This is a genomic window from Agromyces aurantiacus (assembly GCF_016907355.1).
Taxonomy (GTDB): Bacteria; Actinomycetota; Actinomycetes; order Actinomycetales; family Microbacteriaceae; genus Agromyces; species Agromyces aurantiacus.
Window position 1 is genome coordinate 2,021,456 of record NZ_JAFBBW010000001.1, and the last position, 17,929, is coordinate 2,039,384.

The 17,929-nt window shown below is 74.0% G+C and carries 21 protein-coding genes; 13 read left to right on the forward strand and 8 right to left on the reverse strand.

The features are described 5' to 3' along the window. The first annotated feature begins 28 nt into the window (after positions 1–28). From JOD46_RS09555 to JOD46_RS09575, 5 genes are read left to right on the forward strand one after another with little or no spacing between them, the layout of a single operon-like run. Entirely contained in the window at positions 29–556 is a 528-nt protein-coding gene (locus tag JOD46_RS09555; protein ID WP_239562672.1) for a MaoC family dehydratase, read from the forward strand. Continuing rightward, the gene (locus JOD46_RS09560) at positions 553–1,377 is read left to right on the forward strand and encodes an HpcH/HpaI aldolase/citrate lyase family protein (protein ID WP_204393710.1); all 825 of its coding nucleotides are present in this window, start codon (positions 553–555) and stop codon (positions 1,375–1,377) included. The genes JOD46_RS09555 and JOD46_RS09560 overlap by 4 nt, the downstream gene beginning before the upstream one ends. Positions 1,378–1,430: 53 nt before the next feature. Continuing rightward, positions 1,431–2,207: an electron transfer flavoprotein subunit beta/FixA family protein gene (locus tag JOD46_RS09565; RefSeq protein WP_204393712.1), complete on the forward strand. Its 777-nt coding sequence runs from the start codon at positions 1,431–1,433 to the stop codon at positions 2,205–2,207. Between the two features lie 10 nt (positions 2,208–2,217). Further along, entirely contained in the window at positions 2,218–3,204 is a 987-nt protein-coding gene (locus tag JOD46_RS09570; RefSeq protein ID WP_204393714.1) for an electron transfer flavoprotein subunit alpha/FixB family protein, read from the forward strand. A gap of 3 nt (positions 3,205–3,207) precedes the next feature. Continuing rightward, positions 3,208–4,989: a cytochrome b/b6 domain-containing protein gene (locus tag JOD46_RS09575; RefSeq protein WP_204393716.1), complete on the forward strand. Its 1,782-nt coding sequence runs from the start codon at positions 3,208–3,210 to the stop codon at positions 4,987–4,989. 99 nt (positions 4,990–5,088) lie between these two features. Here the strand turns inward: JOD46_RS09575 and JOD46_RS09580 are convergent, their stop codons facing one another. Genes JOD46_RS09580 through JOD46_RS09590 form a run of 3 tightly spaced genes read right to left on the reverse strand, consistent with a single transcriptional unit; the run spans position 5,089 to position 7,666 of the window. Next, positions 5,089–5,886 carry an efflux permease Rv1217c-related protein gene (locus JOD46_RS09580; protein WP_204393718.1) on the reverse strand — a complete coding sequence of 266 codons (798 nt, stop codon included), beginning with the start codon at positions 5,884–5,886 and terminating at the stop codon, positions 5,089–5,091. Continuing rightward, complete coding sequence (locus tag JOD46_RS09585; protein ID WP_204393720.1) at positions 5,883–6,863, reverse strand: ABC transporter ATP-binding protein; 981 nt, start codon at positions 6,861–6,863, stop codon at positions 5,883–5,885. Before JOD46_RS09585 ends, JOD46_RS09580 begins: the two co-directional genes overlap by 4 nt. Positions 6,864–6,907: 44 nt before the next feature. Continuing rightward, positions 6,908–7,666, reverse strand: a complete 759-nt coding sequence (locus JOD46_RS09590) for a TetR/AcrR family transcriptional regulator (RefSeq protein ID WP_204393722.1) — start codon at positions 7,664–7,666, stop codon at positions 6,908–6,910. Between the two features lie 162 nt (positions 7,667–7,828). On the opposite strand from JOD46_RS09590, the gene JOD46_RS09595 reads away from it, so the two are divergent. The 3 genes from JOD46_RS09595 to JOD46_RS09605 all read left to right on the forward strand — a co-directional run bounded on the left by JOD46_RS09595 (position 7,829) and on the right by JOD46_RS09605 (position 11,048). Next, positions 7,829–8,950, forward strand: a complete 1,122-nt coding sequence (locus JOD46_RS09595; RefSeq protein WP_307834984.1) for an aldo/keto reductase — start codon at positions 7,829–7,831, stop codon at positions 8,948–8,950. A gap of 79 nt (positions 8,951–9,029) precedes the next feature. Further along, the gene (locus JOD46_RS09600) at positions 9,030–10,415 is read left to right on the forward strand and encodes a M16 family metallopeptidase (RefSeq protein ID WP_204393724.1); all 1,386 of its coding nucleotides are present in this window, start codon (positions 9,030–9,032) and stop codon (positions 10,413–10,415) included. A 27-nt stretch (positions 10,416–10,442) separates the two neighbouring features. Continuing rightward, positions 10,443–11,048 (forward strand): histidine phosphatase family protein, encoded by a 606-nt coding sequence (locus JOD46_RS09605; RefSeq protein ID WP_204393726.1) that lies wholly within the window; start codon positions 10,443–10,445, stop codon positions 11,046–11,048. Positions 11,049–11,106: 58 nt separating this feature from the next. Here the strand turns inward: JOD46_RS09605 and JOD46_RS09610 are convergent, their stop codons facing one another. Continuing rightward, positions 11,107–11,583 (reverse strand): GNAT family N-acetyltransferase, encoded by a 477-nt coding sequence (locus JOD46_RS09610; RefSeq protein WP_204393729.1) that lies wholly within the window; start codon positions 11,581–11,583, stop codon positions 11,107–11,109. Between the two features lie 77 nt (positions 11,584–11,660). On the opposite strand from JOD46_RS09610, the gene dapB reads away from it, so the two are divergent. Next, complete coding sequence (gene dapB / locus JOD46_RS09615) at positions 11,661–12,410, forward strand: 4-hydroxy-tetrahydrodipicolinate reductase (RefSeq protein WP_204393732.1); 750 nt, start codon at positions 11,661–11,663, stop codon at positions 12,408–12,410. After that, complete coding sequence (locus tag JOD46_RS09620; RefSeq protein ID WP_204393735.1) at positions 12,407–12,850, forward strand: hypothetical protein; 444 nt, start codon at positions 12,407–12,409, stop codon at positions 12,848–12,850. The genes dapB and JOD46_RS09620 overlap by 4 nt, the downstream gene beginning before the upstream one ends. Here the strand turns inward: JOD46_RS09620 and JOD46_RS09625 are convergent. The 4 genes from JOD46_RS09625 to JOD46_RS09640 all read right to left on the reverse strand — a co-directional run bounded on the left by JOD46_RS09625 (position 12,822) and on the right by JOD46_RS09640 (position 15,221). Beyond that, on the reverse strand, positions 12,822–13,727 hold the full coding sequence (locus JOD46_RS09625) for a TIGR01777 family oxidoreductase (RefSeq protein ID WP_204393737.1): 906 nt from the start codon (positions 13,725–13,727) through the stop codon (positions 12,822–12,824). The two genes, JOD46_RS09620 and JOD46_RS09625, sit on opposite strands and share 29 nt — an antisense overlap. A gap of 2 nt (positions 13,728–13,729) precedes the next feature. Continuing rightward, positions 13,730–14,155: an OsmC family peroxiredoxin gene (locus tag JOD46_RS09630; protein ID WP_204393739.1), complete on the reverse strand. Its 426-nt coding sequence runs from the start codon at positions 14,153–14,155 to the stop codon at positions 13,730–13,732. Positions 14,156–14,272: 117 nt separating this feature from the next. Next, entirely contained in the window at positions 14,273–14,764 is a 492-nt protein-coding gene (locus tag JOD46_RS09635; protein ID WP_204393741.1) for a DUF4395 domain-containing protein, read from the reverse strand. Beyond that, complete coding sequence (locus JOD46_RS09640) at positions 14,745–15,221, reverse strand: thioredoxin family protein (RefSeq protein WP_204393743.1); 477 nt, start codon at positions 15,219–15,221, stop codon at positions 14,745–14,747. Before JOD46_RS09640 ends, JOD46_RS09635 begins: the two co-directional genes overlap by 20 nt. A gap of 141 nt (positions 15,222–15,362) precedes the next feature. On the opposite strand from JOD46_RS09640, the gene JOD46_RS09645 reads away from it, so the two are divergent. The 3 genes from JOD46_RS09645 (at position 15,363) to JOD46_RS09655 (ending at position 17,822) form a co-directional block, all read left to right on the forward strand. After that, a complete protein-coding gene (locus JOD46_RS09645) occupies positions 15,363–16,172 on the forward strand; it encodes a thymidylate synthase (RefSeq protein ID WP_204393745.1) in 810 nt (269 codons plus the stop codon). Further along, positions 16,169–16,699 (forward strand): dihydrofolate reductase, encoded by a 531-nt coding sequence (locus tag JOD46_RS09650; RefSeq protein ID WP_204393747.1) that lies wholly within the window; start codon positions 16,169–16,171, stop codon positions 16,697–16,699. The genes JOD46_RS09645 and JOD46_RS09650 overlap by 4 nt, the downstream gene beginning before the upstream one ends. A 250-nt stretch (positions 16,700–16,949) precedes the next feature. Beyond that, positions 16,950–17,822 carry a type IV toxin-antitoxin system AbiEi family antitoxin domain-containing protein gene (locus JOD46_RS09655; RefSeq protein ID WP_204393750.1) on the forward strand — a complete coding sequence of 291 codons (873 nt, stop codon included), beginning with the start codon at positions 16,950–16,952 and terminating at the stop codon, positions 17,820–17,822. Positions 17,823–17,929: the final 107 nt, after the last annotated feature.

Consider the following 17,929-nt stretch of genomic DNA (forward strand, 5'->3'; position numbering starts at 1 on the left):
GCGGCCGACGGAGAGGAGGGGACGCGTCATGACGGAAGCCCCCATGCGCGAAGTCGTGCAGCGCGGGCTCTGGTTCGAGGAGTTCGAGGAGGGCGTGCGCTACCTGCACCGTCCGGGACGCACGGTGACCGAGGCCGACAACGTGCTCTTCACCACGCTCACGATGAACCCGCAGCCGCTGCACTTGGACGCGGCGTGGTCGGCCCGCCAGCCGTTCGGGCGCGTCCTCGTGAACTCCCTGTTCACGCTGTCGACCCTCGTCGGCCAGTCCGTCGGGCAGCTCACGCAGGGCACCCTCGTCGCGAACCTCGGCTTCGGGGCGGTCGCGTTCCCGAACCCCGTGTTCGTGGGCGACACCCTCTACGGCGAGAGCGTCGTCGAGTCGAAGCGCCTGTCGTCGTCGCGGCCCGGAGAGGGGATCGTGGTGCTCGCGCACACGGCTCGCAACCAGGACGGCGCCGTGGTCGCGACCGCGTCCCGGACCATGCTCGTCTGGACGCGCGAGGCGGGCGAGCGTCGCTCGCACGCGGAGGCGGCCGGAGGGAGCGACGGATGACGCATCCGCCGTTCCCGTTCGGGCCCGCGCTGCTCTTCTGCCCGGCCGACCGGCCCGACCGGTACGGCAAGGCGGCGGAGCGCGCCGACGCCGTGATCCTCGACCTCGAGGACGCCGTGGCCGAGGGCGGCAAGTCGGCGGCGCGCGAGTCGCTCGTCGCGAACCCGCTCGATCCCGCGCGCGTGATCGTGCGGGTCAACCCGGCGTCCACGCCGCACCTGGCCGACGACCTCGCGGCCCTCCGCCGCACGTCCTACCGCACCGTCATGCTCGCCAAGTGCGAGGGCACCGCCGACCTCGTCGCGCTCGAGGACTTCGACGTCATCGCGCTCTGCGAGACGGCGCGCGGGGTCCTGGCCGCGCCCGAGATCGCCTCGGTGCCCATCGTGTCCGCGCTCATGTGGGGTGCCGAGGATCTCGTCGCCTCGCTCGGCGGCGCCTCGAGCCGCCACCCCGACGGGCGGTACCGCGACGTCGCGGTGCATGCGAGGTCGCGCGTGCTGCTCGCCGCCGGCGCGCACGGCGTGGCGGCGATCGACGCGGTGCACCTCGACCTCGCCGACGCCGACGGCCTGCGCGCGGAGGCCGAGGATGCGGCCGCGCTCGGCTTCGCGGCCACGGCGTGCGTGCATCCGGGCCAGGTGGAGGTCGTCAGGGCCGCGTATGCTCCGAGCGGCGAGCAGGCCGAGTGGGCGCACGCGCTGCTCGCCGAGGCGGCCGCGCGCGCCGGCGACGGCGTGTTCGCGTTCCGCGGGCAGATGGTCGACGCGCCGCTCATGCGGCAGGCCGAGGCGGTCGCGCGGCGGGCGCGTCGGCACTGACAGGATGCTGGTGAGCGACCCGGCTCGCCACCCAGGGAAAGGACTCGGGCTCGATGAAGATCATCGTCCTCGTGAAGGAGGTCCCCGACACGTGGGGCGAACGCAGGCTCGACCTCGAGACGGGGCTCGCCGACCGTGCCGCGAGCGAGGCGGTGCTCGACGAGATCGGCGAGCGGGCGCTCGAGGTCGCGCTGGCGTACGCCGACGCGCATGCCGACACCGAGGTCGTCGTCATGTCGATGGCGCCCGAGAGTGCCGCGGCGACGATCCGCAAGGGCCTGGCGATGGGGGCCGGATCGGCCGTGCACATCGCCGATCCCGGGCTGGCCGCCGCCGACCTCGGCCTGACCGCGCGCACCCTCGCCGCCGCGATCCGGCGCATCGGGTTCGACCTCGTCATCACCGGCAACGTCTCGACCGACGGCAGCGGCGGCGTGCTGCCCGCCATGCTCGCCGAGCTGCTCGAGGTGCCGAACGCGACCGCGCTCTCCTCCGTCGAGATCGCCGACGACTCGGTGGCGGGCACCCGCAACATCGAAGGTGGCACGATGCGCGTGCGCGCGTCGCTGCCGGCCGTGATCTCGATCACCGAGGCGCTCCCCGACGCGCGCTTCCCGAACTTCAAGGGCATCATGGCCGCCAAGAAGAAGCCGTTCGAGACGCTCAGCGCGGCCGACCTGGGCATCGAGCCCGAGGACCTGTCGGTCCCGTGGTCGATCATGACCGCCGTCGCCGAGAAGCCCCCTCGCGCGGCGGGGGTCAAGATCACCGACGAGGGCGACGGCGGCACGAGGATCGCCGAGTTCCTCATCGAGAACCGCCTGGTCTGAGAGGACGAACATGACCGACCACCCCGCAGACCCGATCCTCGTCGTGCTCGAGGCGACGCCGGGCGGCGAGCTCGCGACGAGCGCCGCCGGCCTGCTCGCCGCCGCCTCGCAGATCGGCACGCCCGCGGCGCTCGTCGTCGCGGCGCCCGGCCAGGCGCCGTCGCTCGCCGAGCAGGCCGCCGCGCTGGGCGCCGAGCGAGTGCTCGCCGTCGAGTCCGCCTCGACGCAGTCCGAGCTCACGATCCCGCACGTCGACGCGGTCGCCGCGGCGGCCGCGGCCGTCGCGCCGCAGGCGGTGCTCGTCTCGAACTCGATCGACGGCCGCGACATCGCCGGGCGGTTCGCCGCGCGGACCGGCGCGCCCATCGCCGTGGACGCCGTCGGCCTCTCGCGCGATGAGGAGGGGATCGTCGCGCACCATTCGGTGTACGGCGGCGCCTACACCGTCGACTCCGCCGCGACCTTCGGCCCGCTCGTCGTGACGGTGCGCCAGGGCGCGGTCGACGCCCGCGCCGAGGCACGGGCCCTCGCGCTCGAGTCGCTCGAGGTGGCGGCATCCGGCGCGCCCTCGGCCGCCATCGAGTCGGTCGAGGCCGTGACCGAGGCCTCGAGCCGGCCCGAGCTGCGCGGCGCGAAGCGGGTCGTCTCGGGCGGGCGGGGCCTCGGCTCGGCCGAGCAGTTCGCACTGGTCGAGGAACTCGCCGACGCGCTCGGCGCCGCCGTCGGCGCGTCGCGCGCCGCGGTCGACGCCGGCTACATCCCCGCGAGCCACCAGGTCGGCCAGACCGGCGTCTCGGTCTCGCCGCAGCTGTACGTCGCGCTCGGCATCTCGGGTGCGATCCAGCATCGCGCGGGCATGCAGACGGCGAAGAACATCGTCGCCGTGAACAAGGACCCCGAGGCGCCGATCTTCGACGTCGCCGACTTCGGCGTCGTGGGCGACGTCTTCACCGTGGTCCCGCAGCTGATCAGCGCGCTCGCCGAACGGAAGCGGTGACCCGTGGCCGCTGAGCGGAACCTGCGCAGGGGACTCCCGCATCGACGCGGCGGCGAGCCGTGGCCGCCGGTCGCGGGAGCGCCCGGCGTGCTCGTCGCCGCGTCGGCGGAGGCGGCCGCGGATGACGTGGCGGTCGAGCCGGCCGCTGCGCCCGCGGCTCCCGTCGCTCCCGTCGCGACGGTCGAAGCTCCGGTGGCGGCGGCCGCCGCACCCGTGGCGACGGCGGTGCAGGTCGCCGACGGCGCATCCGCCGCGGTCGCGTCGGGTGGTCGGCTGCGACGAGGGCTGCCCCGCGTGCGCGGCGGCCGGCCGTGGCCCGAGGCCGTCGTGCCGACCGGCGCTCCGGAGGTCGCAGTCGCCGAGGCTGCGCCCGAACCGACGCCCGCCATCCCGGTCGAGACGGGAGTCGAGCGCACCGGCGACACCGCTGCCGAACCCGCCTCGGCGTCCACCCCGTCGCCGCCCGGTCGCCCTGCGGCGGCCGCCGCGTCGACGGCGCACGAGGCCGTGGCCGGGCTCCGCCGCGGGCTGCCGCGCGTCGCCGGGGGAGCACCGTGGCCGCCGGAGACGGCGGTCGCACGCGTCCCCGAGCCGCCCGCGCCGGCGCCGGCGCCGATCACGCCCCGTGCCGCGCCCGCGCCCGCGGCGCCGGTCGCCGCAACCGCACCGCCCGCCCAGCCCGTCGTGACGCGCCCCGCGGCGCCCGTCGCGGCATCCGCACCGCCCGCCGAGCGCGTCGCACCCGCGCCCGCGCCCCCGACGCCGCCTGCGACGCCGGTCGCGGCATCCGCTTCGCTCCCCGCGCGAGCCGAGCCGCCGGCTGCCGCACCGGCCACGCCCGCCCCGGCGCCGAGCACACCCGAGAAGCCGAGCACGTTCCGATTCGGCCAGCTGACCACCGGGCAGTGGGCCGGGGTCTCCGTCGTCGGCGTCCTCGCGATCATCGGCGCCGCGACCATCGTCGTGCAGCTCACGAGGTGGTTCCTCGGGCTGGGGTTCATGCAGGACTTCGTGGCGGCCTATCCGGGCGAGACGCCGCTGCCCGAGGGCGCGCCGGTGGGCCTCCCGGCCTGGCTCGGCTGGCAGCACTTCTTCAACGTCTTCCTCATCGTGCTGATCATCCGCTCGGGGCTGCGCGTCCGCAGCGAGCGGCGACCGCCGGCGTACTGGACCCCGCGCTGGTCGAAGGGCGGGCAGGGCCGGATCAGCCTCACCCTGTGGTTCCACCAGTCGCTCGACCTGCTCTGGTTCGCCAACGGACTCGTCTTCGTCGTGCTCCTCTTCGCGACGGGCCAATGGATGCGCGTTGTGCCGACGAGCTGGGAGGTCGTTCCGAACGCGATCTCGGCGCTCCTGCAGTACCTGTCGCTGGACTGGCCGCTCGAGAACGGCTGGGTCAACTACAACAGCCTGCAGGTGCTCGCCTACTTCGTCACGATCTTCATCGCCGCGCCGCTCGCGGCGATCACCGGCGTGCGGATGTCGGGGCTCTGGCCGAAGGGCGCGGCGAACCTCAACCGCGCCTATCCCGTCGAGTGGGCGCGTGCCGTGCACTTCCCGGTCATGCTGTACTTCGTCGGGTTCATCGTGGTGCACGTCACGCTCGTCTTCCTGACCGGCGCGCTGCGCAACCTCAACCACATGTACGCCGCGCGGGACGCCGACGACTGGCTCGGCTTCTGGATCTTCGTCGCCTCGCTCGTCGTCATCGCGGCGGCGTGGGTCGCCGCGCGCCCGAGCGTCCTCGCGCCCATCGCCGGGCTGTTCGGCAAGGTCGGTCGGTAGGCGCCCGGCCGCCCGCGCGCGTCCGCTCGACGGACCAGGGGGACGAACGGATGCCGCGGCGCGCCGCCGTGTGCGGGCGCGCGCCGCGGCATCCGCCGGTCACACCGCGATGTCGCGCCGGCGGAACACGAGCCAGCCGACGACGAGCAGGGCCGCCGCCACGGCGAGGTTCAGCCAGAGCATGCCGGTCCAGCCCTGCTGGAGCGGCGAGTCGGCGTACGCCCAGCTGTACGGCGACCAGTCGTGCAGCCACTCGAGGTCGGCGCTCTGGTTGCCGAGGGCGTTGAGCGCGTAGCCGTACACGGCCACGCCCGCGCCGGCGCCGAGCGCCCACGACCGGCGGCCGGTGATCCCGCCGACCGCGATCGCCGCCGCGGCGCTGAGCCCGATGAGGCCGACGTACGCGACCGTCACGGCCACGAGCGGCCCGGGGTCGATGCCGAGCTCGGCCGGTCCGTCGAGGCCGAGGATGACCACGGCGCTCACGAGGGCCAGCCACAGGATCTTCACGAACACCGCGGCGGCCCGCTCGGCGAACACTTGGCCGCGGATCACGCCGTGCGCGAGCGTGAGCTCGAGCTGGCCGTTCTCCTCGTCGTTGGCGATCGCCCCGGTGCCCCAGCCGACCGCGGCGATCGTGCCGAGGATGAAGCCGATGAGACCGAAGTAGGTGGCCTGCGTGTAGCCCGATCCGGTCGCGATCTGGTCGTAGTTCAGCGACTTGATGAGTTCCTGCGGCAGCGAGTCGAGCAGGTCCTGCATCTGGCTCTGTCCGCCGAACGTCGGGTAGAGCGGCAGGTACAGGAAGAGCGCCGCGAGCAGGCCGACGGTCCAGCCGAGGAGGCCGCGCCATCCGTCGACGATCGAGCGCCGGAAGAGGGGCAGCGGCGGGTTCATCGTGCCACCTCCGCGGGCTCGGCGGTGCCGGCGTCGGCCGACGCCGAGACGTCGGCGCCGTAGTAGGCCAGCACCATCTCCTCGAGGTCGGGCTCCTCGACGGTCAGGTCGACGAGGTCGAGCGCCGCGACGGCCTTGACGAACGCATCGACGTGCGAGTCGAGCCGCGCCGAGAGCGCGACGGTGCCCGCCCCGTTGGGCGCGGGCGCGACGCCGGTGACGCCGGGCAGCCGTTCGAGCACGGCGCGCGCCGTGGCGGCGTCCGGCTCGGCGACCGTGACGCGCACGTGGCGCACCGCGTTCTCGCGCAGGGCCGCGACGGTCGAGCGCTCGACGATGCGGCCCTCCTTGAGGATCGCGATGTCGTGCGCCGTCTGCTGCACCTCGCTCAGGACGTGCGAGCTCAGGAACACGGTCTGCCCGTTGGCGCGCGCCTCGTGCAGCATCGCGTGGAACTCCTGCTGCACGAGCGGGTCGAGGCCGCTCGTCGGCTCGTCGAGCACGAGCAGCTCGGGCTCGTGCATGAAGGCCTGGATCAGCCCGATCTTCTGCTTGTTGCCCTTGGACAGGCTGCGCACCGGGCGACCGAGGTCGACCCCGAGCCGGTCGGCGAGCGCCTCGATCGCGCCGGGCCGTACGGGGCCCGAGATCTCGGCGTAGTGCGCGAGCAGCTCGCGCCCGCGCACGCGGGTGGCGAGGTGCAGCTCGCCCGGCAGGTAGCCGATGCGGCGCCGGAGCGCGGCGCCGCCCGCGCGCGGCGACTCGCCCAGTACGCGGAGCTCCCCGCCCGAGGGCCGGATGATGTCGAGCAGCAGGCGCATCGTGGTGGTCTTGCCGGCGCCGTTCGGCCCGATCATGCCGAAGACGCTTCCCCGGGCGATGTCGAGGTCGATGCCGTGCAGCGCGGGGTTCGCGCTGTAGTGCTTTGCGAGGCCGCGCGCCGAGACGGCGGGCTCGCCGGTGAGAGTGGTGGTCATGGGTCCTCCCCGTTCTGGATGACGAACAGCGGATGTCGCGCGCGTCAGTCGCGCGCGGCATCGCCGATCGGCGGGTCGGGGTCCTGGTTGGGGTTGCCGGGCCCCTTGTCGGAGCGCACGCGGGCGCCGGTGCGCGCCGCCCGGCTCGGCGTCGCGGCATGAGCGGCCGGTTCCGTGTCGGCGAGCGCGGCGCGCGCCGCGTCGAGCATGCGCGAGTCGGTGTAGAGCCCGTGCGTGTGCAGCTCGATCGCGGGCATCGTCATGCGCCGCAGCGCCGCAGCCGAATCGAGCGGTGCGCCGAGCGCGCGCGCGACGTGGTCGCGGAGGATGAGGGGCGCGATGCCGTAGACGGTGATGAGGAGCGCGCGCGTGTCGGGGTCGCCCGATGGGTGCATGCTGCCGTCGGCGACGCCAGCCTCGAGCATCTCGCGGGTCTGGCCGAGGAGCACGTCGAACAGGCGGGCGCCGCCGGGGGTGCCGTCGGCCAGCATCATGGCGACGTAGTCGAGGTAGTCGCGGAACCGGCTCGGGTCGTCGAGCCACTCGCGGATCGTCGCTGAGACGGCGGGGCCGTCGAGACGTCGCTTCTCGCCGATCATCCGATCGACCAGCCAGTCGTCGCACGCTCGGCGCAGGCCGTCCTTCGAGCCGAAGTGGTGGATGACCAGCCCCGCGCTCACGCCGGCGTCGGCCGCGATCTGCCGGATGCTCGTGCGATCGAATCCCTGCGCGCCGAACCGCGCCACGGCGGCGTCCCGGATCCGGGCCCGGGTCGTGGCATCCTCCTGCGCGACTGAACGCATGTTCAACATGCTAAACGCGCGTTCAAGCGTCACGCAAGGACCTTCGGCACCTGCGGCAGCGAGGATTGTTCACCAACGATTGGGTAACGCTTCACCTGATCGGTCGGGAGCGGGGTCCCGGGGCCGCTTACGCTCGATGGCAATCCTGGGGAGGAGGACCGCGTGGCACGGAAGCACGCACAGTACGGGCCGAGGCGCGCGGAGGGCGAGCCGACGGCCTCGGGGCGCGCCGCGACGAGCGAGATCGAGCTGCCCGAGCCCGTCACCCCCTCGGGCGCCGGGGGGCCGGCCGACGCGGCCGCGCGCGAGCGCACGCCCACGACGCAGGAGATCGAGACGAACGCGTTCTCCGGGCCGATCACCGTGCCGCGCCGCGAGCCGCTCGGCGAGGCGGGCTTCGACGTGCACCCCCTCGCGCTTGGCGCGAGCACCTTCGGCTGGACCCTCGGCGCCGACGCCGCGGCCGAGATCCTCGACCGGTTCGCCGGCGTGGGCGGCAACCTCGTCGACACCGCCGACAGCTACGCGGCCGGACGCAGCGAGACGATCGTCGGCCAGTGGATGGCCTCGCGCGGGTCGCGCGACCGCGTGCGGATCATCACGAAGATCGGCCGCCACCCCGACCGGCGCGGCCTCGCGCCGAAGACCATCGCCGCCGCCGTCGACGAGTCGCTCACGCGCCTCGGCACCGACCGGATCGACCTGCTCTGCTTCCACGGCGACGACCCCGAGGTGCCGCTCGAGGAGAGCCTCGGCGCGGTCGATGCGCTCGTCGCCGCCGGCAAGGTGCTCGCCATCGGCGCCTCCGACTTCACCCCCGAACGGCTCATCGAGGCCCGCGTGCTCGGGGCCAACGGCCTGCCGCGCTTCCAGGCGCTCACCATGCGGTACAACCTCATGGAGCGGCGCGGCTTCGAGGGCGCCCCTGAGCTCGTCGCGCACGCCCAGGGCCTCGCGGTGCTGCCCTACTTCGCCCTCGCGAACGGCTTCCTCGGCGGCGCCGTGCGCCGTCGCGCCGACCTCCGCCGCGACGCGCGCGGCGAACGGCAGGCCCGCCACCTCGGCCGGCGCGGGCTGCGCGTGCTGCGCGCGCTCGACGAGGTGGCCGCCGCGCACGACACCGTGCCCGCCGCGGTCGCGATCGCCTGGCTGCTCGCCAAGCCCACGGTGACCGCACCGGTCGCGAGCGTCAGCCGGCCCGACCAGGTCGACCCCCTCGTCACGGCCGCCAACCTCGTGCTGCACCGCTCCGAGATCATCGAGCTCGACCGCGCATCGGCCTGAGCGCGCGGCTCGAGGCTCCCGTCCAGCGGTCCACGACGCACGTCGGCGTCCCCCGGTCGGGTGGCATAGGCTGGGACCCGTGAACGGCGCCGTCGAACTGCCCTTGGGCGAACCCGAACTCGAGTTCCAGGCCGCCGGCGACACCCTCGTCCGCCGCTCGGTGCTGCCCTCGGGCATCCGGGTGCTCACCGAGCGCGTCCCCGGCAGCCGCAGCGCGACGATCGGGTTCTGGGTCGCCGTCGGCTCCCGCGACGAGCACGCCGCCGACACCGGCCACCCCGCCACGCACGGCTCGACGCACTTCCTCGAGCACCTGCTGTTCAAGGGCACCGAGACGCGCAGTGCGCTCGACATCGCGGTCTCCTTCGACGCGGTCGGCGGCGAGCACAACGCCGTCACGGCCAAGGAGTACACCTGCTACTACGCCAAGGTGCAGGATCGCGACGTCGCCATGGCCGTCGACGTGCTCGCCGACATGTTCACGTCCTCCGTGCTCGACCCCGACGAGTTCGAGAGCGAGCGACGCGTCATCCTCGAGGAGCTGGCGATGGCGGGCGACGACCCGGCCGACGTCGCCAACGAGCGGTTCTTCGAGGCCGTGCTCGGGCGCCATCCGCTCGCCCGGCCCATCGGCGGCGACCCGGCCGCGATCGACGCGGCCTCGCGCGACGCCGTCTGGGAGCACTACCGGGCGAACTACCGGCCCAACGACCTCGTCGTCACGGCGGCCGGCGCGGTCGACCACGACCTGCTCGTCGCGGGGCTCGGCGCCGCGCTCGAGGCCGCCGGATGGCGGCTCGACGAGGCCGCCGCGCCGGCCGCCCGCCGATCCACCGAGGTCGCGCTGCTCGACGGGGGCGTGCCGCTGAAGGTCGTCGAGCGCCCCGGCGAGCAGGTGAACCTCGTGCTCGGCGTGCCCGGGCTCGTCGCCACCGACCAGCGCCGCGCCGTGCTCAGCGTGCTCAACACGGTGTTCGGCGCCGGCATGTCGTCGCGGCTGTTCCAGCAGATCCGGGAGCGCCGCGGCCTCGCGTACTCCGTGTACTCGTTCGCCCCCGGCTACTCCGACGCGGGCGTGTTCGGCATGTACGCCGGCTGCGCGCCCAAGAACGCGGCGACCGTCGCGGCGCTCATGCGCACCGAGCTCGAACGGCTCGCCCACCACGGGGTCACCGCCGACGAGCTCGCGCGCGCGACCGGGTACCTGGGCGGCGCCTCGGCGCTCGCCCTCGAGGACTCCGACACGCGGATGTCGCGGCTCGGCCGCGCCGAGCTCTCCCTCGGGGAGTTCGCCGACCTCGACGAGGCCCTGCGACGCGTCGGTCGCGTCACGGCCGACGACGTCCAGGCGCTCGCCGCCGACCTCGCCGACCGCCCGTTCTCCCTGGTCGCGGTCGGACCGGTGGAGGAGCGCGCCTTCCGATCCGTCGTCGACCAGCCCGAACCCCGAACCGACGTCGCCTGAGCGACGCCCGACCCCCCAGGACACGACGTGCCCCATCACCTCTACCTCGTCCGGCATGGCGAGCAGCTCGACGCCGAGCACGGCCTGCCCGACGGCACCCTCTCACCGCGCGGCCGGCGTCAGGCCGAGCTGCTCGCCGAACGCCTCGGCGGCATCCCGTTCGACGCGGCCTATCACTCGCCGCTCGAGCGCGCCGCCGAGACCGCCGAGATCATCGCGACGAAGATGCCCGCGCTCACGCCCGAGCCGTCGCCGCTGCTGTTCGACTGCGTGCCCTCGGGTCCCACCCCCGAGACGCCGTCGGCCTACGCCCCGTTCTTCGGATCGTTCACCGAGCTCGAGTTCGAGGCCGGTCGCGCGCAGATGGCCGACGCGAACGCCGAGTTCCTGCGCTCGCATCGCGAGGACCGGCACGACCTGCTCATCACGCACAACTTCGTGATCGCGTGGTTCGTGCGCGAGGCGCTCGGCGCCCCCGAATGGCGCTGGGTGACGATCAACCAGGCGAACTGCGGGCTCACTGTGCTCTCGCAGCGGGCCCCGAACCGGCCCTGGAGCCTCGTCGTGCACAACGACCTCGCACACCTGCCGCCCGAGCTGCGCACCGGGCTGCCCGAGCCCTACCTGATCTGAGCCCGCGGGCCATCGCCGGCGGGCCATCGCCGGCGGGCGGCCGCCGACGGGCGGCCGGTCAGAGCCGCTTGCCGTACCAGTTCGTGGCGTTCGGGTTCGCGTTGTACGCCTCGATGTCGACGTAGCCGCTGCTCCGGTACAGGCCGCCCGCGGCCTCGAGGCTCGCATTCGTGTCGAGCACGACCTCCTCGGCGCCGAGCTCCGCCGCGCGCCGCTCGAGCTCCTCCAGCAGGCGCCGTCCCTCGCCGCGCCCGCGACCCGCGGGCGCGAGCCACAGGTGCTTGACCTCGAAGCGCACGAGGTGGTCGGCGGAGCGCTGGATCCGGCGCACGCCGCCGCAGCCGACCGCGCGCCCCTCGTCGTCCTCCACGACGAGGAACACTCCGACGGGCGGCGCGAACTGCGCCGCGTCGGGCCAGGTCGGGCGGTACTCGCCCTGCTCGGCCGGGAAGCCGGCCGCGCGCTCGGCGAAGTAGTCGCCGAGCAGGCGGTGCGCGTCGGGGTCGGTCACGGCGGCGTCGCGGAAGCGCAGCATGCGTGCAAGCCTACGACCGCGCGGGCCGCGGCATCCGCGACCGGAGCCGCCGTGCCGCGCTCGGATAGGGTGATCGGGTGACGATCAGGGTCGCGGTGGCCGGGGCCACCGGCAAGATGGGGCGCCTCGCCGCGCGGTTGATCGACGAGGCCGACGACCTCGAGCTGCACGCGGGGCTCGACTCGCGCTCGAGCCTCGACGAGCTCGAGGGCGCCGACGTGGTGCTCGACGTCACGCATCCCGCCGCGAGCCCGGCGATCGTCGAAGCCGCGATCGAGGCGGGAGTCGCGGTGGTCGTCGGCACCTCGGGGTGGTCGCGCGAGCGCATCGCCGAGGTCGAGCGGCGCCTGCGCGACCTCGAGGGCGCGCCGGGCGTGATCTTCGTGCCGAACTTCTCGGTCGGCAGCGTGCTCGGCTCCGCGTTCGCGGCGTTCGCGGCGCGCCACTTCGACTCGATCGAGATCGTCGAGGCGCACCACGCGGGCAAGGTCGACTCGCCGTCGGGCACCGCGGTGCGCACGGCCGAGCTCGTGGCCGCCGCCCGCGGCGACGAGGGACCCGTGTCGGCGCCGCACGCCGACCAGCGCGCGCGCGGCCAGCTCGTCTCGGGCGTGCCCGTGCACAGCATGCGGATGGCGGGCCTGCTCGCCGACCAGCGCGTGGTCCTCGGCGGCGACGGCGAGACCCTCTCGATCGTGCACACGACGATCGCCCCCTCGGCCTACGAGAAGGGCATCCTCCTCGCGCTGCGGCGCGCGGCGACCGCCGAGGGCGTGACCGTGGGCCTCGACGCGCTCCTGGGTCTCGAGCTCCCCGGCTCACGATGAGCGGCGCCAAGGTCGGCGCCGTCGTCATGGCGGTGCTGCTCGGCCTCTATGTCGTGCTCGTCGGATGGCGCGCCGTGCAGTTCGTCGCGACCGGCGAGCCCGTCGCCGTCGCGATGGGCGTCGCGCTCATCGTCCTCCCGCTCCTCGCGGCGTGGGCGATCTGGCGCGAGTTCCAGTTCGGCGTGCGCTCGCAGCGTCTCGTCCAGCGTCTCGAGTCCGAGGGAACGCTCGACCTCGGCCTTCCGGTCCGGCCGAGCGGACGGCCCGAGCGAGCGGCGGCGGATGCGGCGTTCCCCGCGTTCCGCGAGGCCGTCGAGGCCGAGCCCGAATCCTGGCGTGCGTGGCTGCGACTCGGGCTCGCCTACGATGCCGCGGGCGACCGGCGCCGCGCGCGGCGCGCGGTGCGGACGGCTATCGAACTGGAGCGGGCTCGCGGCTGAGCATCGCGTCGAGCGCCGACTCGACGGTCGGGTGGCGGAACCGGTAGCCGTCGTCGATGAGCCGCTGGGGCCGCACCTTCTGGCTCGAGAGCAGCAGGTCCTCGGCGGCCGCGCCGAGGCCCAGCTTGAGCACGGCCTCGGGCACCTGGATCGCGTAGGGGCGGTGCAGCCGCTCGGCGACCGCGCCCATGATCCGGTCGGCCGTCGCCGGCGTCGGGCCGACGAGGTTCACCGGCCCCGAGATCGACGAGTGGAGGAGGTGCACGATCGCGCCGACCTCGTCGTCGAGGGCGATCCACGGCCAGTGCTGCCCGCCCGTGCCGAGCCGCCCCGAGACGCCGGTGCGCGTCAGCCGCATGATCGGCTTGAATGCTCCGCCGCGGCCCACGATGATGCCGGTGCGCAGCAGCACCGTGCGCGTCTCATGCGGCGCGAGCTGCGCCGCCGCCTCCCATCGGCCGACCACGTCGGCGAGGAAGCCCGAACCGGGGGCGGAGTGCTCGGTGAGCAGCTCGCCGGGCCGGTCGCCGTAGATGCCCACCGCGGACCCGCTGAGGAACACGGCCGGCGGCGACGACGCCTTGCGCATCGCGTCGGCGAGCGTGCGCGTCGCGGTCACGCGCGACTCGAGGATCTCATCGCGGTAGCGACGCGTCCAGGGCAGGCGCGTCATCGATGCGCCGGAGAGGTTCAGCACCGCGTCGACGCGGTCCATCACCGTGAAGTCGATGATCCCGGAGGCCGGCGACCAGCTGACCTCGTCGGGGGCGTGCGCGCGTCGGCGCACCAGTCGGAGCACCTCGTGCCCCTCCTCGGTGAGGCGCGCGGCGACCGCAGTGCCGATGAAGCCGGATGCGCCGGCGACGAGGACCCGCACCGCTACGCGAGCTCGGCTTCGATCGTGATCGGCGTGCCGCCGAGCGCCTTCGAGATCGGGCAGTTCGCCTTCGCCTCGCCGGCGATGCGCTCGAACTCGGCCTCGGTGATCCCCGGCACGCGCGCGCTCACGAGGAGGTGGCTGCCCGTGACGCCCTCGCCGGGCTGGAACGTGACGGCCGCCGTGGTCTGGATGCTCTCGGGGGTGTGACCGGCCTGGACGAGTGCGAGCGAGAACGCCATCGAGAAGCACGCGGAGTGCGCCGCGGCCAGGAGCTCCTCCGGGTTGGTGACCCCGGCCTCGCCCTCGGACCGGGCCTTCCAGTTCACGTCGAACTCGGCGACCTTCGACGAGTCCAGCCGCGTGCGGCCCGACCCCTCGAAGAGCGTGCCGTTCCAGACCGTGGTGGATTCGCTCGTCAGTGCCATTCGGGTCCTCCTCCTCGAGACGGGGGCTCCAGCCTACCGAGCGGATGCCGCCCGCGGCAGTCGCGGCACGGCGCGCGTCGCACGCGCCCGGCCCGACCCGGACTCGACGGCCGGGGTTCAGGCGGGGCGGATGACCCGGGCGCGGACGAGCAGCAGGTAGACCTGGCAGCCGAGGCAGAACGCGAACGCCGCATTCAGGAACGCGGCGACGAACGCGATCGACGCGGCGATCGGCACGGCGGCCTCGACGCCGAACAGGCCGAGCGCGACCCCCGTGCCCGTCACGAGGAAGCCCACGAACTGGGCGAACGTCGGCGGACGCGGGTCCTCGAGCTCCGACGGCGGCGCGAGCCGGGGGCGCACGAACGCGCGGAACACGAGCCCGAACGGGTTGCGCGTCACGCCGGCCGCCGCGCTCCACGCGAAGACGGCCGCGATCGCGGCCAGGAGGAGCAGCGCCGCGAGGTCGAGGCCGCCGAATCCGAGCACGGCGGTCACCAGGAGCAGCGTGGCCGTGACCGCCGCGGTGAACCGGGGACCGCGCGGGTCGATGCCCGAGCGGGCGGTCTCGCCTCTGGATCCGGTGGGCTCAGGCGTGGTGCGGGACACGGTTCCTCCGGGTCAGGTCGTCGATGAGGGTGCGCAGGTCGCCGGTCCGCGGCACGCCCGCGATGCGCCCGGCGGTCGATCCGTCCGCGTCGAGCACGAGCACGGTCGGCGTCTGCGTGACGCGGAACCGGTCGGCCAGCGCCGGGTCGCGAGTGAGGTCGATCTCGACGTGCCGTACACCGTCGTACTCGTCCGCGAGCGCGCCGAGCGCCCGCGCGGTCGCGGGGCAGCGGCTGCAGTACTCCGTCGAGAACTGCACGAGCGTCGCGTCGGCGCCGAGGCGGTCGGCGGCCAGCCCGAGGTCGTCGGCGGTGCGGCGCGCCTCGCTCGCCGCGCGGCCGGACACGTCGGCCTCGACCGTGCGGACGCGTCCGTCGCGCGCCTTCCACGCCAGGCCGGCCACGAGCGTCACGAGCGGCAGCCCGAGTCCGGCGACGAGCGCGGGCACGAGATCCATGTCCCGGATGCTACGCGCGCGCCGGCGGCGGCGACCCCGTTGTGACGCCCGGTGACGAGCGTGCGCGGCGCCGTGCCATCCGCTCGTCGACCCTCGACGCGCCTGCCGGCGACCCGGCCGTCGCGGCGTAGCCTTGACCCCGTGGCCAGCGCGATCCCGACCCCGTACGAAGACCTGCTCCGCGACGTGCTCGAGCACGGCACGCCCAAGTCCGACCGCACCGGCACCGGCACGCGCAGCGTGTTCGGCCGGCAGATCCGGTTCGACCTCTCGCAGGGGTTCCCCCTCATCACGACCAAGCGCGTGCACTTCAAGTCGATCGCGTACGAACTGCTGTGGTTCCTGCGCGGCGAGTCGAATGTGCGCTGGCTGCAGGAGCACGGCGTCACCATCTGGGACGAGTGGGCGGATGCCGCGGGCGAGCTCGGTCCCGTCTACGGCGTGCAGTGGCGATCGTGGCCGACACCGTCGGGCGAGCAGGTCGACCAGATCGCGCAGGTGATCGAGCAGATCCGTACCAACCCCGACTCGCGCCGCCTCATCGTCTCGGCCTGGAACCCCGCCGACATCCCGCGGATGGCGCTCGCGCCCTGCCACGCGCTGTTCCAGTTCCACGTCGCCGACGGGCGCCTGTCGTGCCAGCTCTACCAGCGCAGCGCCGACCTGTTTCTCGGCGTGCCCTTCAACATCGCCTCGTACGCGCTGCTCACCCACATGATCGCCCAGCAGACCGGGCTCGAGGTCGGCGACTTCGTGTGGACCGGTGGCGACTGCCACATCTACGACAACCACGTCGAGCAGGTGCGCGAACAGCTCTCGCGCGACCCCTACCCGTACCCGACCCTGCGCCTCGCGCGCCGGCCCGACTCGATCGACGACTACCGGTTCGAGGACTTCGAGGTGGTCGGCTACGAGCACCACCCCGCGATCCGCGCGGCCGTGGCCGTATGAGCGGCGGCGGGGCGGATGGCGCGGCGCCCGGCATCGGCCTGATCTGGGCCGAGGCGCACGGGGGAGTGATCGGCGCCGCCGGCGGCATGCCGTGGCACGTGCCGGAGGACCTCGCGCACTTCAAGCGCACGACCGACGGCGAGCCCGTCGTCATGGGCCGCCGCACCTGGGACTCGCTGCCGCCGCGGTTCCGTCCACTGCCCGGTCGCGCGAACATCGTCGTGACGCGGCAGGCGGACTGGGCGGCGGAGGGCGCGGTGCGCGCCGCCTCGGCCGATGAGGCGCTCGCGCTCGCGGCATCCGACGCCGACGAGCGGGTCTGGGTCATCGGCGGGGCCGAGCTGTTCGCGCGCACGATCGACTCCGCCGACCGCCTCGTGGTGACCGAGCTCGACCTCGACGTCGACGGCGACACCTTCGCGCCGGCGCGCACGCCCGACTGGCGCGTCGTGGTCGTCGACCCGCCCACCGGATGGCACGCCTCGCGCACCGGCATCCGCTACCGCTTCCTCACCCTCGCCCGCTGACCCCGCTCCTCCGCCGCGCGCCTGCCCGCCCGTCCTGGGCTTCCCGCCGACCGCCGGACCCGGTCCGGTCCAGTTCTGCGGATATACGATCCGCCACCCCGCTGGATTCGACGACCGTCCGGCGTGGCGGATCGTATATCCGCAGATTTGAGGCACGTCACTCGTCCTCCACAGCCGGGTGCGCCGGGCTGCCGCCCCGAGATCGCCGCTGCCCGGATGGGATGGCGGCACGGCGCGTGACCATGGCCGCGTGTGGCATCCGATGCAGGTGGCGGCGATCTGCGAGACGTTGGGCGCCGTCGCGCGTCGGCGCGAGCTCGCGCAGCACGGCGTCGACGGACGCGCGGTACGCCGAGCGGTGGCATCCGGTGCGATCGTCCGGATCCGGTCGGGCGTGTACGCGCTCCCGGGACTGCCGGCCCCGACGAGGACCGCGCTGCGACACGGAGGGGTGCTCGCCTGCGTCTCCGTCGCGCGCCAGCGGGGCCTCTGGGTGCTTCCGATCGACGGCCTCGTGCACGTCGCGCTCGCGCCGCACGGTCACGCCCACCCGCATGCAGACTGTACGTGCGTCCAGCACTGGAACGAGCTCGGACCATCGCGAACCGAGGTCACGCTGGTCGACGCCCTGCTGCAGATGCGAGGATGCGTCGGAGAGGACGCATTCTTCGCCGCGCTCGAGTCGGCGCTGCACCAGCGCATCCTGACGCCCCTCGGCCGAGCCGAACTGCGCGACCGCATCACGGAGTCGGCGCGTTGGCTCGTCGAGCTCGCGCGCAGCGACGCCGAAAGCGGGCTCGAATCCCTGCTGCGCCTCAGGCTCCATCGCCTGGGACTCGAGCTGCACGCCCAGGTCCAGGTGCCGGGCGTCGGGCGCGTCGACTTCGTCATCGGCGACCGCCTGATCCTCGAGGTCGACGGTCGCGACGGACATGACGACGAGCCGAGCCGGCACAAGGACCGCGTGCGCGACGCCGTCGCCGCGGCGCACGGGTTCGATACCATCCGGTTCGACTACGACCTCGTCGTGCACGAATGGCACCTAGTCGAGCAGGCGATCCTGGCCAAGGTCGCGCGTGACCTGCACCTGGAGCCGTGGTCGGAGCGCCTGCGCTCCGCCTGATCGATCTCGGCCGTGCCCCAGCCGGAAGTCGATCGGTGCGTTGCACCGCAGTACAGAACTGCGGATATACGATCCGCCACGCCGATCCGTCGAGGAATCGGACGGCG